The following is a 15635-nucleotide window of genomic DNA, read 5'->3' on the forward strand; positions in this document are numbered from 1 at the left end:
ATGGACCTTGAAGCCCGCCTGCACGACGCCGCCCCCAGCGAGCACCCCGAGGCCCTGCGCCTGTGGCTGCGCATGCTCACCTGCACCCAGCTCATCGAAAAACAGGTGCGCAGCCACCTGCGCGCGCAGTTCGACACCACGCTGCCGCGCTTCGACCTGATGGCGCAGCTGGAACGCGCGCCCGAGGGCATGAAGATGAAGGACCTCTCGCGCCGCATGATGGTGACCAGCGGCAACATCACCGGCATCACCGACCAGCTCGTGGCCGAAGGGCTGGTGGAGCGCATGGACGTGGAAGGCGACCGCCGCGCGTACCTCGTGCGCCTCACGCCGCAGGGCCGCCAGCAGTTCATCGACATGGCGCGCCAGCACGAGCAATGGATCGTGGAGGCCTTCGCCACGCTGGGCGAGCGCGACATCAGCACCCTGCACCGCCTGCTGGGCAAGGTCAAGGAACACACCCAGAACAACTCTTTGGAGACCACGGAATGAAGCATTTCATCGGCGCGAGCAACCCCATGCGCGAGCAGTTCAATCCCCAGGCCAGCTATGTGGCCGAGCATTTCGCGTGGAGCTTCGATGCTGGCGTGGGCACTGTCACGCTCAACCGGCCGGACCGCAAGAACCCGCTCACCTTTCAAAGCTATTCGGAGCTGCGCGATTTTTTCTACGCGCTGCGGTTTGCCACCGACGTGAAGGCCATCGTCGTCACCGGCGCGGGTGGCAACTTCTGCTCGGGCGGCGACGTGCACGAGATCATCGGCCCACTGACCACCATGACCATGCCCGAGATGCTGGAGTTCACGCGCATGACGGGCGACCTGGTCAAGGCCCTGCGCGCCTGCCCGCAGCCCATCCTGGGCGCCATCGACGGCATCTGCGCCGGTGCGGGCGCGATGATGGCGCTGGCCTGCGACATGCGCTACGGCACCGAGGCCACGAAGACCGCCTTTTTGTTTACCCGCGTGGGTCTGGCCGGGGCCGACATGGGCGCCTGCGCCCTGCTGCCCCGCATGATCGGCCAGGGCCGCGCCAGCGAGCTGCTGTTCACCGGCCGCGCGATGACGGCGCACGAGGGCCTGGCCTGGGGCTTCTTCAACGACCTGTATGAAAGCGCCGACCTGCTGGCCAACGTGCAGGCCACCGCGCGCACGCTGGCCGACGGTCCCACCTTTGCCCACGGCATGACCAAGACCATGCTCAGCCAGGAGTGGAGCATGACCATCGAGCAGGCCATCGAGGCCGAGGCGCAGGCGCAGGCGATCTGCATGCAGACCGAAGACTTCCGACGCGCGTACGAGGCCTTTGCCGCCAAGCAAAAGCCCGTGTTCCAGGGGGATTAAGAGCATGCACGTCGCCACTCCACCCGCCCCCCGCCCGCCCTCGACGGCGCATCTGGCCCTGCCCTTCTTCGACGACGCCCACCGCGCGCTCGCCGAGGGCCTGGTGCCCTGGGCCGCCGCCCAGCAGGTCGATGAGACCGACGACCGCGCCGCCTGCCGCGACTGGGTGCGGCGCCTGGGCGCGGACGGCTGGCTGCGCTACTGCGTGCCCGCCGCACAGGGCGGCGCGCTGCCCGCGCTCGACTCGCGCGCGCTGGTGCTGCTGCGCGAGACACTGGCCTACCACTCGCCGCTGGCGGACTTTGCCTTTGCGATGCAGGGCCTGGGCAGCGGCGCCATCACCCTGGCCGGCAGCCCGGCGCAGCAGGCGCACTACCTGCAGGGCGTGGCGCGCGGCGAGCTGATCGCGGCGTTCGCGCTCAGCGAGCCCGAGGCAGGGTCCGACGTGGGCGCTATGCAAACAGTAGCTACCAGCGCTTATCCACCAAGCGCTAGCGGCCAAAAAGACTCATATTCCCTCACCGGCACCAAGACCTGGATCAGCAACGGCGGCATTGCAGACTTCTACTGCGTGTTCGCCAAGACCGACCCCGCCGGCGGCACGCGCGGCATCAGCGCCTTCATCGTGGACGCCGACACGCCCGGGCTCGACGCCTCGCGCCACATCCACGTGATGGCGCCGCACCCGCTGGCCACGCTGCAGTTCAGCAACTGCACCGTGCCCGCCACTGCCCTGCTCGGCGAACTGCACGGCGGCTTCAAGCTGGCCATGCGCACGCTCGACATCTTTCGCGCGTCGGTGGCCGCCGCCGCGCTGGGCATGGCGCGCCGCGCGCTGGCCGAGGCCGTGCACCACGCGCGCCAGCGCCGCATGTTCGGCCAGACGCTGGCGGACTTCCAGCTCACACAGGCGAAGATCGGCGAAATGGCCGCGCTGGTGGACAGCGCCGCGCTGCTGACCTACCGCGCGGCCTGGCTGCGCGACGAGGGCGAAAAACGCGGAGGCACCCGCGTCACTGCCGAAGCCGCGATGGCAAAAATGACCGCCACCGAAAACGCCCAGCGCGTGATCGACATGGCGCTGCAACTGCACGGCGGGCGCGGCGTGGAAGTGGGCAGCAAGGTCGAGTCGCTGTACCGCGACATCCGCTCGCTGCGCATTTATGAAGGCGCCACCGAAGTGCAGCAACTCATCATCGGCAAGGCCGTCCTGCAGGAGTGATCCCATGAAAGCCGCATCCGCCCAGCCCGACCATTTCGTGCACGACCGCCTGCCCCCGCCCGGGGCCTGGCCCACGCTGCGCTACGACCTGCCGGAGCAGCAGATCCCCGAGCAGGTCAATCTCGTGCACGCCCTGTTCGATCAGGCCGAGCGCGCGGGCCACATCGACCGGCCCCTGCTGCGCGGCCCGCACCGCACGTACACCTACCGCGACGCCTGGACCGAGGCCGCGCGCATCGCCGAGGTGCTCACGCAGGACCACGGCCTCGTGCCCGGCAACCGCGTGCTGCTGCGCGGCGGCAACACGGTGGAGATGGCGCTGGCCTGGCTGGGCACCGTCTACGCCGGGCTGGTGGCGGTGGCCACCATGCCGCTGCTGCGCGCGGGCGAACTGGCCAGCATCATCGAGCGCGCCCAGCCCACGCTGGCGCTGTGCGATGGCCGCCTGCTGGCCGAGCTGCAGGCGGCGCAGGCGCAGCACCCGGTGCTCGCCGCCATCGTGCCCTTCCACACCGCGCCCGACGCGGCCGACCTCATCCAGCGCGCCCAGGACAAACCCGGCACCACACCGCACTGCCCCACGGCGGCGGACGACATCGCTCTCATGGCCTTCACCTCCGGCACCACGGGCGCGCCCAAGGCCGCCGTGCACACCCACCGCGATGTGCTGGCCGCCTGCGAGGCCTGGCCGCGCCACGTGCTGCGCGCCACGCCCGACGACATCGTGGCCGGATCGCCGCCGCTGGCCTTCACCTTCGGCCTGGGCGGCCTGCTCGTGTTCCCGATGTGGGCCGGGGCCAGCGTGTACTTCCCGGACCAGCCCTACACGCCCCAGACCATGGTGACGCTGATGCGCGACGCGGGCGTCACCATCTGCTACACCGCGCCCACCTTCTACCGGCAGATGGCGCCGTTCGCCCAACAGATCGGCCTGCCCCAGCTGCGCATCTGCGTGAGCGCCGGCGAGGGCCTGCCCGACGCCACGCGCCAGCTGTGGAAGGGCGCCACTGGCATCGACATGACGGACGGCATCGGCGCCACCGAGATGTTCCACATCTTTGTATCGTCGGCGGGCGGCGAAACGCGCCCCGGCGCCATTGGCAAGGTCGTGCCCGGCTACACCGCCAAGGTGGTGGACGACGATGGCCATGAGGTGCCACGGGGCACCGTGGGCAAGCTCGCCGTCATCGGCCCCACGGGCTGCAAGTACCTCGACGACCCGCGCCAGGCCAAGTACGTGAAGGATGGCTGGAACTATCCCGGCGACGCGTTCACGCAGGACGCCGACGGCTACTTCTTCTACCAGGCGCGCGACGACGACATGATCATCACCGCCGGCTACAACGTGGGCGGCCCCGAGGTGGAAGACGCCCTGCTGCGCCACCCCGCCGTGGCCGAGTGCGGCGTGATCGGCGTGCCCGACGAGGAGCGCGGCATGGTGGTCAAGGCCATCTGCGTGCTCAAACCCGGCCACACGGGCGACGCGGCCATGGTCAAGACGCTGCAGGACCATGTGAAAGCGACCATCGCCCCGTTCAAGTACCCGCGCGTGGTGGAGTTCGTCACGGCCCTGCCCCGCACCGAGACCGGCAAGCTGCAGCGCTTCAAGCTGCGCCAGGGCGCCGTCGCCGCCACGACCACCACACCCTCCTCGACCAAGACACCATGAAGAACACCCTTTTGCAACCCGAAGGCTGGGTGACCCCCAAGGGCTACGCCAACGGCGTGGCCGCGCGCGGCACGATGGTCTTCACCGGCGGCCAGATCGGCTGGAATGCGCAGCAGCAGTTCGAGAGCGATGATTTCATCGACCAGACCCGGCAGACGCTGCTGAACGTGCGTGCGGTGCTGGAGGCCGGCGGCGCGGGGCCCGAGCACCTGGTGCGGCTGACCTGGTACGTGGTGGACCGCACGGAATACAACGCGCGGCTGAAGGAGCTGGGCGCGGTGTACCGCGAGGTGCTGGGAAAAAATTTTCCGGCGATGGCGTGTGTGCAGGTGGCGGGGTTGATGGAGGAGCGGGCGAAGGTGGAGATCGAGGCGACGGCGGTGGTGCCGGATGCCGGGTGAGCGATATCTTTGCAACGGGATTGGAAGGCAAATCATCGGTTTGCGCCTGTCCTTCAATCGCTGTTAGCTATTGTTCTTATAGTTCACGCCGTGCCTGAGTGAAGGGCGGAGGCCGGGATGTCGCCCCGGCGGGCGAGGTACTTGTTCTTTGCTTCGCCAAAGAAAAGTACCCAAAAGAAAGGCGACCCACAGTCTGCGACCCCTGCGCTGCGCTGCGGGGCAAACCTGCGTCGGTGCGGTTGCGGGGTGCGCCGTGGAACTCGCTTTGCGCCTGCGGCGCGCCGCTCGGACAACCACGGCGAGTCAGAGCACGAGGCATGGGCGCTGCGACGCCCATGCTCACCCCGCAACCGCCCCGCCGCAGGCGCAGCCAGATGGGGGTGGGGAGCGAACAGCCAAACAGCCATACGGGCCATCGCTGCGCTTGGCCACGCCTGCGCAGCGCGTGGCGCTTGCGCCCGCGAGATGGGGCCGAGCGCAGCGATGGCCCGAAGGGATGTCCGATTTGTGGGTTCCCTTCTGGATGCGCCTGGGGCGCGCAGGGCGCGGGGTGGCATGTGTGCCGAAGGACACACATGCTTCGTGAACTGACTCACCGCAGTTGTCCGAGCGGAGCGCCAACGGCGCGCAGCGAGTTCTGCGGTGCACCCCGTGACCGAGCACCCCAGGTTGCCCCGCAGCGAAGCGAAGGGGTCGCAGACAGCAGGGTCGCCTTTTCTTTGGTGACTTTCTTTTGGCGAAGCAAAAGAAAGTCACTGCGCCGCCGGGCGCACACCCCGGCCTCCGCGCTCAACCGAGGCACACCACCAACTACAAACCAACAGGCAACAACCAACCCCACTACCCAGCCAACTATCCAGCCCGATACCCCACCCACGACGCCCTCCGCGCCACCCACCACCCCTGCAACGCCTTGCCATACAAAATCAACACCAGCGCCGCCCCAATCAAAGGCAACGCCGCAAACACCCACCCCGTCAGCAACTCCCCCCCCAGCGCCACCCCCACCAGCAACGCCACCGCCGGATTCACGAACGAATAGCTCCCCGCCAGCGCGGCCGACGTGTTCTGCAGCAGCCACAGGTACGCATTGAGCGCCACCAGCGTGCCAAAGACCAGCAGGTACACCCACGCCGCCCACGACCGGGCGCTCACCTGCCCCAGCGCGCTCACGGGCTCGAAGCACAACGCGGCCACCAGTCCCATCGCGCCGCCCACCAGCCACTGCGCTGCAGCCGCCATGGCCGGCGCGGGCAGCGACAGCTTGCGCGATGCGTACGAGCCCACGCTCCAGCACAGCGGCGCGCCAAAGGCCAGCACGGCCCCCAGCCAGGTGGCGGAAAAGTCGCCCTCCATCGCCAGCAGCAATGCGCCCACCACGCCCAGCGCCAGGCCGATCCAGCTGGTGGCCGGCACGCGTTCGCCGCCCCAGTGCGTCCACAGCGCCAGCCACATGGGCATGGTGGTGACCACGGTGGCCATGAGGCCGGAGCCGATGCCCAGCTTCTGCGCAAAGCCCACGAGGTTCATCGCGAGGAAGACCATGAGGGCGCCGACGATGGCCGAATTGCGCCACTGCGCGGCCGTGGGCAGCGCATGCCCTTGCCACAGGGCCACCAGCAGCATCACGCCGCCCGCGCACAGAAAACGGATGGCGCTCATGAACAGCGGCGGCATGGTCTGCAGCGCGATGCCGATGGCGAAATAGGTGGTGCCCCACACCACATAGACCAGCAGCAGGGCCACGGCCACCGCCCAGGTGCGCTGTGGGCGGGCTTGCGCATTGAAAATCGCCGGCATATTCTTCACCTTACCGAATAATTTATGGAAACCGCGAGGTTTTCGGAATTTTTACCAAAATCAGGCGGCTATGCAAGCAAATATTCAGACAGATGACATGGACGCCAGAATTATTTCGGCATTGGGTGCGGATGGCCGACGTTCCTATGCCGATGTGGGCGCCGAGGTGGGGCTGTCCACCGCCGCGGTGCACGAACGGGTGAAGAAGCTGCTGGACAAGGGCGTGATCCGCCGTTTTTCGATCAGCGTGGACCCCGAGCGCGTGGGCCTGAACTTCACGGCGTTCGTGGCCATCCGCAACGATGGCGGCATCCACTGCCGCGACGTGGCGCCGCGCCTGCGCGCGATGCCGCAGGTGGAAGAACTGCACAGCGTGGCGGGCGAGTACGACTTTCTGGCCAAGGTGCGCACCACCCACGCGCGCGCGCTGGAAGACGTGATCTACGAAATCAAGGCCATCGCGGGGGTGGCGCGCACCACCAGCACCGTGGTGCTCAACACCGAGTTCGAGGACCGGCCGCTGGACCTGGGGTGGATGGGCAGCGGCAAGGCCCCGCCCTGACGCGGGACACAGCCCGGCCCACCCGCCAGGTCAGCGCACCCACGCGGCCGAGCAGCGGTACGGGTAGGCCACAGGCTTTGCCTGGGCAGGCGCATGGGCCACACGGCCCATCAGCGCCACATAGTGCTCCAGGGCCGGCGTCGGCAGGCCAGGCACCTTGGCATGGTCGTCGTAGCGGCGCAGGCGAATGGCCTCCTGGGCAAAAGGCAGGGCTTCGAAGCGCATCGCCTCCTGCGCCGTGAAAGGCCCCCCCTGCAGGGCCAGGCTGTGCCGCGACGCGGGCGAGAGCGTCTCCCGGTAGCCCGGCTCCAGGGTGCACAGGTAGCGCTTGGCGTCCACGTGCAGGCGGATGGGCTCCAGCACCGCATCGGGCAGCAGGCCGCGCAGGAACGGGAGGGCCATGTACTGGTGCAGGTCGTCCTGTGCGGTCGCATCGCCACCGGGCGCCAGCAGATGCCCCAGGTCATGCAGCAGGGCGGCCACCACCGTGGCGGGGGTCTCGCCGGATTTCTCTGCCCATTGCGCGCACTGCAGCGCGTGCTCCAGCTGGCTGACGGCCTCGCGGCCGTACTGATGGATGCCCCGGGTGGCCAGCAGGTGGGCGATGTCTTCAAGGCTCAATGCCACGGTGCGCCCCTGTGTCAGACCAGGGCCTTGCGGATGCGCGCCGACACCACGTCGATCGCGCTCACGGTGACCACGATGATGAGCATCACCGCGCAGGTCTCGGCGTACTGGAAGCCGCGGATGATCTCCCACAGCACCACGCCAATGCCGCCGGCCCCCACCATGCCCACCACCGAGGCAGAACGCACGTTGGCCTCGAAGCGGTAGAGCGTGTAGGAAATCCACAGCGGGGTCACCTGGGGGATCACGCCGTAGATGATCTCGTGCAGCGCGCTCGCGCCGGTCGAGCGGATGCCCTCCACGGGCTGCGGGTCGATGGCCTCGACCGCCTCGGAGAACAGCTTGGCCAGCGTGCCGGTGGTGTGGATCCACAGCGCCAGCACCCCCGCGAACGGGCCCAGGCCCACGGCCACCACGAAGAGCATGGCGAACACCATCTCGTTGATGGCACGGAAGGCGTCGAGCACGCGGCGCACCGGCTGGTTCACCCACCACGGCGCGATGTTGGACGAGGCCAGCAGCGCCAGCGGCACGGCAGTGACCACCGCGAGCGCCGTGCCCCACAGCGCGATCTGCAGGGTGACCAGCATCTCCTGCACGTAGATCTGCCACTGCGAGAAATTGGGCGGAAAGAACTCGGCCGCGTACTGGGCCATGTTGCCCGAGTCCTTGACGAGGTCGAGCGGGCGCATGTCGGCGCCCTTCCAGGATGCGGCCAGCACCACCAGCAGGATGCCCCAGGAGAGGTACCAGGCGAGGCTGCGCTTGGGCGCGGCGGTGCTCGCCAGGGTCGCGAGCGAAGGGGTCAATGCGGAAGACATGGTGGGGGCTGGCCGGATGCGTTGCGTGCTTGCGTGTTTACTTCAGGGACGCCAGCTGCTGGTCGATCTCGGCCAGGCGGGTCTTCTTGTCGGCGTCGGCCAGCGTGGCATCGGCCTCGATCTTGTTGCGCTTGCCGAACAGGTCGAGCTGGCGAATGGGCGTGAGCTGCGCATTGGTGGATGGCTTGAAGCCCGAGAGCTTGGAGATCTTCATGACGATCTCCTTCTCGCGCGCATCGGTCTTGGCGTAGTTGTAGAAGAAGTCCTTGATCTTGGCCTTGAGCGGCTCGGGCAGGTCCTTGCGGATCACCATGGGGTCGAGCGGAATCAGGGGCGAGGTCCAGATGACCTTGATGTCCTTGAACTTCTCGGGCTGGCGCTCCTTGAGCTTCTCGAGGTTTTCGCTGTTGTTGGTGGCCACGTCGACCTGCTTGTTGGCCACGGCCAGGGCGTTGGTCTCATGGTTGGCGCTGCGCGCGATCTTGAAGTGCGTCTTGGCGTCGACCTTGTTCTGCGCGAAGGCGTAGTAGCCGGGCACCAGGAAACCCGAGGTGGAGTTGGGGTCGCCGTTGCCGAAGCTCAGCGACTTGCCGTTCTTGAGCACGTCGTCCAGCGAAGCCAGGGGGCTGTCCTTGTGCACGATCAGGTGCGAGTAGTAGCCCTGCGTGCCATCGGCGTTGACCATCTGCGCGAACACTTCACCATTGGCGCGGTCCACCGCCTCCATGGCCGACTTGTTGCCCAGCCATGCCACCTGCATCTTGTTGAAACGCATGGCTTCGATGAGGCCCGCATAGTCAGACGCGAAGAAGGCGTTGATCTTCAGGCCCGTCTGCTTGGCCATGTCGTCCAGCAGGGGCTGCCAGTCGGCCTTGAGGTTCTGCGAGGCTTCGGTCGAGATCATGCCGAAGTTGATGGCGTCCTGGGCGAGGACGCCCGTGGTCAGGCCCAGGCCAAGGGCCAGGGTTGCGCAGAATTTCTTGATCATGGAAGGCTCCGGAAGGTGAAAGCGGGAGGGGAGAAAGGAAAAAACGAAGGGCGAAGAGACAGGGGACGGCGGGCAGGCCTCAGGCAGCCTGCGCCAGCGGCTGTGCGGCCCAGCCGGGGGTCGGCGCCTGCGCCGGTGCGGGCACCACGGCCAGGGGCAAGGTGGCGCCCAGGATCTCGTCGGCCTGCACGCCATACAGCTCGCGCAGCAGGGCGGGTGTGAGGGCGGCCGAGGGGCCGTCGTAGACCACACGGCCCTGGTGCAGCGCGACCACGCGGGAGCAGTACTTGATGGCCACGTCCACCTGGTGCAGCGAGACGATGACGGTGCTGCCGTCCTCGCGGTTGATGCGCGCCAGGATGTCCATGACCTTGCGCGAGGATTCGGGGTCCAGCGAAGCGATGGGCTCGTCGGCCAGCACCACCCTTGCGCCCTGCACCAGGGTGCGCGCAATGGCCGCACGCTGCTGCTGCCCACCCGAGAGAGTGGACGCACGCTGCGCATGGCAGTCGGCGATCCCCACGCGGGCCAGGGCCTCGAGAGCCAGGGCGCGCTCATGCGGGCGGAATACGCGCAGCCAGCCGCGCCATTGGGGCGTGCGGTGCAGCAGGCCCACCAGCACGTTCATCATCACCGGCAGGCGGTCCACCAGGTTGAACTGCTGGAACACGAAGCCCACCTGCGAACGCACCTTGCGGATATCGCGGTGGATGCGCCCGCCCTGCTGCACGCAGCGGCCATCGACCTCGATCAGCGAGCGGCTGTCGCCATCGGCCACCACCAGGCCGGCCACATGGCGCAGCAGCGTGGACTTGCCCGAGCCCGAGGCGCCGATCAGCGCCACCATCTCGCCGGCATGCACCGTGAGGTCGATGTCGCGCAGCGCGTGCTTGCCGTTGGCGAAATGCTTGTTCAGTTGTTCGATGCGCAGGGCAATGGGCATGGCGGATTCCAAGTCGTCTATACAAATGCAGTGTGGAAGGCGGCTGTGACAGTGCCTTGACAGTTGCGGGAAATTTGCATGTCAGGCTACGTTCAGAGCACGCGCTGCCCCTCGCGCCAGACACCGCGCACCACGGCCTGCTGTGAGCCATCGGGCAGCTCGGCCATGTGCACCTGGACCAGGTCGGCGCGCAGGCCCGCAGCCAGCTCGCCCCGGTCCTGCATGCCCGATGCGCGTGCCGGGTTGCGCGTGACGGTGGCCACGGCCTCGGGCAGCGTGAGGATGCCGTCGTGGACGAGGCGCATCACCGCGCTCAGCAGGCTGCCGGGCACGTAGTCCGACGAGAGGATGTCCAGCAGGCCCTGGCGTGCCAGGTCGGCCGCCGCCACGTTGCCCGAATGCGAGCCGCCGCGCACCACGTTGGGCCCGCCCATCACGGTGAGCAGGCCGCGCTCGCGCGCTGCCCTTGCCGCCGCCAGCGTGGTCGGGAACTCGGACATGCCCGCGCCTTCGGCATGGGCCTGCTCGACGTGCGCCACCGTGGTGTCGTCGTGACTGGCCAAGGCGATGCCATGGGTGCGGCAGTAGTCCACGAAGTAGGCACGGTGCGGCTCGGCGTACTGCGCCTGCAGGGTGGCCGCATGCTGCACCTGGCGCTCGAACTTCTCGCTGCTCCAGCCCTTCTTGCCGGTGTAGTAGGTGCGCGCCTGCTCGATGTTCTCCCACTGGCGCTGGCCGGGGGTGTGGTCCATCAGCGAGATCAGCGACAGGCGCGGATGGCCCTGGAAGGGGCCGAACAGGTCGATGGTGTTGGGCGCGGGCAGCTCGCAGCGCACGTGCAGGTGGTGGTCTGCGCGCAGCAGATTGCGCTCGGTGCAGGTGTCGATGGTGTCGAGCACGCGGTTCCAGGCGCTGCCGCGCAGGCTGTCCACGTCGGCCTCTCCCACGCCCAGCGCGTCGAGCACGGTGGTGATGCCGGCGGCGGCGATCTCGGCATCGTGCGCCAGCAACGCAGGCATCTCGGCCCACTGCACCTTCGGGCGCGGCATCAGGTGGCGCTCGAAGTTGTCGGTGTGCACCTCCACCAGACCGGGCAGCAGGTAGTCGCCCCCGAGGTCCATGCCCTGCAGCGCGGCGGTGCCGCCCGAGGCCAGGGCGGCTATGCGCCCGTCCTGCACCGAGAGCGAGCCCTGCACCACCTCGCCGGGCAGCACCATGCGAGCGTTGTGAAAGACCGCAGCAGCGCTCATGCGGCCACCCCGCGGAAGTCAGCCACGTTCACGCGGCGCGTGGCGACGGCGGCACCCACGTGCGCGTCGTGGAAGATGCCGACCAGGGCGGCGCCGCGCGCCACCGCCTCGCCGATCAGGGCTATCACCGTGTCGGTGTTGGCGGCGTCGAGCGATGCCGTGGGCTCGTCGAGCAGCAAGAGGGGCTTGGGCTTGATCATGTTGCGCGCGATGTTGATGCGCTGCTGCTCGCCGCCCGAGAAGGTGGCGGGCGGCAGGTGCCACAGCCGCTCGGGGATGCGCAGGCGGGTGAGCCACTGGCGCGCGGTCTCGCGCGCGGCTTCCAGTGCGTGGATGTCGTCGCCCGCGTCTTCGGCCAGGGGCTCGGCCACCACGTCGAGCGCGCTCACGCGAGGGATCACGCGCAGGAACTGGCTCACGTAGCCCACGGTGTCGCGGCGCAGTTGCACCAGCGCGCGCGGGCTGGCCTGGGTCACGTCCACCGCCGGGCCGCTGGCGGGCTGCACGGTGATGCTGCCTGCGTTGGCGCGGTAGTTGGCGTAGATCATTTTCAGCAGCGTGCTCTTGCCCATGCCCGAGGGGCCGTCGAGCACCACGCATTCGCCCGCGCCAACGGTGAGGTCCACGTTGCCGAGCACGGGCAGCTCGATGCCGTTCTGGTGGTGCAGGGTGAAGCGCTTGGCCACGCCCTTGAGCTCCAGGATGGGTGGTTGGGTGTTCATCATCATGGTTGCAGTACCGAGGAAACGAGGAGCTGGGTGTAGGGGTGCTGCGGGTCGTCGAGCACCTGGTCGGTCAGGCCCGACTCGACCACCCGGCCGCGCTGCATCACCACCATGCGGTGCGCCAGCAGGCGGGCCACGGCCAGGTCATGCGTGACCACGATGGCGGCCAGCTGCATCTGCCGCGTGAGCTGGCGCAACAGGTCCAGCAGGCGCGCCTGCACCGAGACATCGAGGCCCGAGGTGGGTTCGTCCATGAACACCAGGCGCGGCTGGGTGACCAGGTTGCGCGCGATCTGCAGGCGCTGGCGCATGCCGCCGGAGAAGGCGCGCGGCGCGTCGTCGATGCGGCTGGCATCGATCTCCACGCGCTGCAGCCATTCGGTGGCGGTGGCGCGCAGGCGGCCGTAGTGGCGCTCGCCCAGGCCCATGAGGCGCTCGCCCACGTTGGCCCCGGCCGACACGTCCATGCGCAGGCCGTCGGCCGCGTTCTGGTGCACGAAGCCCCAGTCCGTGCGGGCCAGCAGGCGCTGCTGCGCCTCGCTCATGCCGAGCACGTCCTGCAGGCTGCCGTCACGCGCCTGGAACTGCACGCTGCCCGCATCGGGCCGGCTGCGCGCGGCCACGGCGTTGAGCAGGGTGGACTTGCCCGAGCCTGACTCGCCGACCACGGCCAGCACCTCGCCGGGCCACAGGTCGAACGAGGCATCCTGCAGCGCGACGCGCTGGCCGTAGCGCTTGCCGATGCCGCGCACGCTGAGCAGGGGGATGGGGGATGAAAGGGTGGCGTCCATGGCGATCAGGGTTCGATGGAAAAGCTCAGGCCGTGCTGCGCAAAGCCCAGGGATTCATAGAAGGCATGCGCATCGGTGCGCTTGCGGTGGGACGACAGGGCCAGCTTGTAGCAACCGGCCTCGCGCGCCTGCTGCACGGCGTGGGCCATCATCTGGCGGCCGATGCCCTGGCCCTTGCGGTCGGCGGCCACCACCACGTCCTCGACCACGGCCGAGGGCGCGCCCCGGTGGGCCAGGTTGTGCATGACCAGCAGGGCGTAGGTGCCGACCACGTCGGCATCTTGCTCGGCGCTCTCGCAGGCCACCCAGAGGCGGTAGCTCGGATAGGCGCGGAACTGCGCAAGCATGGCCTTCGCCTCGGCGAGGCTGAGCACCCGCTCGGGGCTGTCCTCGATGCCCTGGTACAGGGCCAGCACCTCATCCAGATCGGCCTCGGTGGCCTCGCGCAGGGTCACCGTGCTCATGCGGTCGCCCCTTCGGACACAGTTGCCGCTGCGGCGGCCTGGCGCTCCTGGCAATAGTCCGAGTCGGAACACACGTGCATGCGCGTGCCCTGGTCGTCGGTGATGACCTCGTCGAGGAAGCTGTCGGTGGCGCCGCACAGGGCGCAGGCGCAGTCCCAGCGCTGCACCTCGAAGGGGTGATCCTCGAAGCCCAGGCTCTCCACCGGCGTGTAGGGCGGCACGGCGTAGATGCGCTTTTCGCGGCCTGCGCCGAAGAGCTGCAGCGCCGGGTTCATGTGCATCTTGGGGTTGTCGAACTTGGGGATGGGCGACGGCGCCATCGCGTAGCGGCCGTTGACCAGCACCGGGTAGTCGTAGGTGGTGGCGATGTGGCCGTAGCGCGCGATGTCCTCGTAGAGCTTGACGTGCATGAGCCCGTACTCGGCCAGGCCGTGCAGGGTGCGCGTCTCGGTCTCGCGCGGTTCCAGGCGCTGCATGGGCTCGGGCACGGGCACCTGGTAGACGAGCACCTGGCCCTCGGCCAGCGGCGTCTCGGGGATGCGGTGGCGCGTCTGGATCAGCGTGGCGTCGGTGGTGCGCGTGGTGGTGGCCACGCCCGTGGTGCGCTCGAAGAAGCGGCGGATGTTGACCGCGTTGACCGTGTCGTCCGAACCCTGGTCGATGACCTTGAGGCAATCGTCCGGCCCGATGATGGCGGCCGTGACCTGGATGCCGCCCGTGCCCCAGCCATAGGGCAGCGGCATCTCGCGCGAGCCGAAGGGCACCTGGTAGCCCGGGATGGCCACGGCCTTGAGGATGGCCCGGCGGATCATGCGCTTGGTGCGCTCATCGAGGTAGGCGAAGTTGAAGTGGCCGTCGGTGGGCGCGGCATCGGCGGGCAGGCCCATCAGCGCGGGCTCGTGGGGCGCGTTCATGCGTCGTCTCCCAGGGTGGTTTCTTCGGAGGGGTGGGACGCCGCAGTGGCGCGCATGCGGCGCACCAGCTCCAGCTCGGACTGGAAGTCCACGTAGTGCGGCAGCTTCAGGTGCTGCACGAAGCCCGAGGCTTCCAGGCTGTCGCTGTGCGAGAGCACGAACTCCTGCATCTGCGCGGGCGACTCCACCGGCTCGCCCAGCTCGTCGGCGCGCAGGGCGCGGTCCACCAGACTCATGGCCATGGCCTTGCGCTCGCTGTGGCCGAAGGCCAGGCCGTAGCCGCGCGTGAACTGCGGCGGCTGCTGCTTGCTGCCCGCGAACTGGTTGACCATCTCGCATTCGGTGATCTCCATGTCGCCGATGGAGATGGCAAAGCCCAGTTCCTCGGGCACGATCTCCACGGCCACCGTGCCCAGGCGCAGCTCCCCCACGAAGGGGTGCGAGTGCGCGTAGCCGCGCTGCGTGGAATACGCCATGGCCAGCAGAAAGCCCTCGTCGCCGCGCGCCAGGTTCTGCAGGCGTGTCGCTCGATTGGCCGGAAAGCGCAGCGGCTCGCGCGTCAGGTCGGCGGGGGCCGGATCGCCTTCGGGGATGGGGCGGGTCTCGATCAGCCCTTCCTGGTTGAGCAGGTCCACCACGCGCGGCGTGGTGGCAGGCGCATCGGCCAGCGGCGCAGTGGTTGGCGCTGCGACCGATGCGTCGCCCCGGGCCAGCAGCGTGAAGTCGAGCAGGCGCTGGGTGTAGTCGTAGGTGGGGCCCAGCACCTGGCCGCCGGGCAGGTCCTTGAAGGTGGCCGAGATGCGCCGGGTGAGCGCCATGCGCGCCGTGTCCAGCGGCACCGTGGTGCCCAGGCGCGGCAGCGTGGCACGGTAGGCACGCAGCAAAAAGATGGCTTCCACCAGGTCGCCCGCGGCCTGCTTGATGGCCAGGGCCGCGAGCTCGGGGTCGTAGACCGAGCCTTCGGTCATCACGCGGTCCACGGCCAGCTTGAGCTGCGCACGGATCTGCGCCACCGAGAGTTCCGGCTCGGCCGTGTCGCCCCGGCGCTGCTCGGCCAGCAGGCGGTAGCTGTTGAGGATGGCGGTTTCCCCGCCCTTGACGGCAACGTACATGCG

The 15635-nt window shown here is 68.6% G+C and carries 17 protein-coding genes; 6 read left to right on the forward strand and 11 right to left on the reverse strand.

The genetic code is table 11. The features are described from left to right. From AC07PV_RS07710 to AC07PV_RS07730, 5 genes are read left to right on the forward strand one after another with little or no spacing between them, the layout of a single operon-like run. Positions 1–492 carry a MarR family winged helix-turn-helix transcriptional regulator gene (locus AC07PV_RS07710; RefSeq protein WP_218297242.1) on the forward strand — a complete coding sequence of 164 codons (492 nt, stop codon included), beginning with the start codon at positions 1–3 and terminating at the stop codon, positions 490–492. After that, a complete protein-coding gene (locus tag AC07PV_RS07715; protein WP_494629869.1) occupies positions 489–1343 on the forward strand; it encodes an enoyl-CoA hydratase family protein in 855 nt (284 codons plus the stop codon). Before AC07PV_RS07710 ends, AC07PV_RS07715 begins: the two co-directional genes overlap by 4 nt. A gap of 4 nt (positions 1344–1347) precedes the next feature. Beyond that, entirely contained in the window at positions 1348–2565 is a 1218-nt protein-coding gene (locus tag AC07PV_RS07720; RefSeq protein WP_494629871.1) for an acyl-CoA dehydrogenase family protein, read from the forward strand. A gap of 4 nt (positions 2566–2569) precedes the next feature. Then, the gene (locus AC07PV_RS07725; protein ID WP_218341422.1) at positions 2570–4234 is read left to right on the forward strand and encodes an AMP-binding protein; all 1665 of its coding nucleotides are present in this window, start codon (positions 2570–2572) and stop codon (positions 4232–4234) included. Then, entirely contained in the window at positions 4231–4635 is a 405-nt protein-coding gene (locus AC07PV_RS07730; protein WP_492246287.1) for a RidA family protein, read from the forward strand. The genes AC07PV_RS07725 and AC07PV_RS07730 overlap by 4 nt, the downstream gene beginning before the upstream one ends. 852 nt (positions 4636–5487) lie before the next feature. On the opposite strand, the gene AC07PV_RS07735 is transcribed toward AC07PV_RS07730, so the two are convergent. After that, positions 5488–6435 (reverse strand): EamA family transporter, encoded by a 948-nt coding sequence (locus AC07PV_RS07735; protein WP_218341420.1) that lies wholly within the window; start codon positions 6433–6435, stop codon positions 5488–5490. Positions 6436–6532: 97 nt separating this feature from the next. Between AC07PV_RS07735 and AC07PV_RS07740 the strand changes: the two genes are divergently transcribed. Further along, positions 6533–6997: an Lrp/AsnC family transcriptional regulator gene (locus AC07PV_RS07740; RefSeq protein ID WP_218341419.1), complete on the forward strand. Its 465-nt coding sequence runs from the start codon at positions 6533–6535 to the stop codon at positions 6995–6997. Between the two features lie 30 nt (positions 6998–7027). On the opposite strand, the gene AC07PV_RS07745 is transcribed toward AC07PV_RS07740, so the two are convergent. The 10 genes from AC07PV_RS07745 to AC07PV_RS07790 all read right to left on the reverse strand — a co-directional run bounded on the left by AC07PV_RS07745 (position 7028) and on the right by AC07PV_RS07790 (position 15632). Beyond that, positions 7028–7624: a phosphonate degradation HD-domain oxygenase gene (locus tag AC07PV_RS07745; protein WP_492805798.1), complete on the reverse strand. Its 597-nt coding sequence runs from the start codon at positions 7622–7624 to the stop codon at positions 7028–7030. A gap of 14 nt (positions 7625–7638) precedes the next feature. Beyond that, entirely contained in the window at positions 7639–8445 is an 807-nt protein-coding gene (gene phnE, locus AC07PV_RS07750; protein ID WP_218341417.1) for a phosphonate ABC transporter, permease protein PhnE, read from the reverse strand. Positions 8446–8482: 37 nt separating this feature from the next. Beyond that, positions 8483–9433 carry a phosphonate ABC transporter substrate-binding protein gene (phnD, locus tag AC07PV_RS07755; protein WP_492245647.1) on the reverse strand — a complete coding sequence of 317 codons (951 nt, stop codon included), beginning with the start codon at positions 9431–9433 and terminating at the stop codon, positions 8483–8485. 79 nt (positions 9434–9512) lie between these two features. Further along, complete coding sequence (phnC, locus tag AC07PV_RS07760) at positions 9513–10376, reverse strand: phosphonate ABC transporter ATP-binding protein (protein ID WP_494629872.1); 864 nt, start codon at positions 10374–10376, stop codon at positions 9513–9515. Positions 10377–10468: 92 nt separating this feature from the next. After that, a complete protein-coding gene (locus tag AC07PV_RS07765) occupies positions 10469–11626 on the reverse strand; it encodes an alpha-D-ribose 1-methylphosphonate 5-triphosphate diphosphatase (protein ID WP_492254512.1) in 1158 nt (385 codons plus the stop codon). Further along, entirely contained in the window at positions 11623–12354 is a 732-nt protein-coding gene (gene phnL / locus AC07PV_RS07770) for a phosphonate C-P lyase system protein PhnL (protein ID WP_370628527.1), read from the reverse strand. The genes AC07PV_RS07765 and phnL overlap by 4 nt, the downstream gene beginning before the upstream one ends. Further along, positions 12351–13142, reverse strand: coding sequence for a phosphonate C-P lyase system protein PhnK (gene phnK, locus AC07PV_RS07775; RefSeq protein ID WP_492254510.1), 792 nt, complete (start codon positions 13140–13142; stop codon positions 12351–12353). The genes phnL and phnK overlap by 4 nt, the downstream gene beginning before the upstream one ends. Before the next feature lie 5 nt (positions 13143–13147). Then, positions 13148–13606 carry a GNAT family N-acetyltransferase gene (locus AC07PV_RS07780; protein WP_492254509.1) on the reverse strand — a complete coding sequence of 153 codons (459 nt, stop codon included), beginning with the start codon at positions 13604–13606 and terminating at the stop codon, positions 13148–13150. Then, complete coding sequence (locus AC07PV_RS07785; protein ID WP_494629875.1) at positions 13603–14520, reverse strand: alpha-D-ribose 1-methylphosphonate 5-phosphate C-P-lyase PhnJ; 918 nt, start codon at positions 14518–14520, stop codon at positions 13603–13605. The genes AC07PV_RS07780 and AC07PV_RS07785 overlap by 4 nt, the downstream gene beginning before the upstream one ends. Further along, positions 14517–15632 carry a carbon-phosphorus lyase complex subunit gene (locus tag AC07PV_RS07790; protein ID WP_494629876.1) on the reverse strand — a complete coding sequence of 372 codons (1116 nt, stop codon included), beginning with the start codon at positions 15630–15632 and terminating at the stop codon, positions 14517–14519. Before AC07PV_RS07790 ends, AC07PV_RS07785 begins: the two co-directional genes overlap by 4 nt. Between the last annotated feature and the right edge of the window lie 3 nt (positions 15633–15635).

Source organism: Acidovorax sp. GW821-FHT09A11, assembly GCF_059418365.1.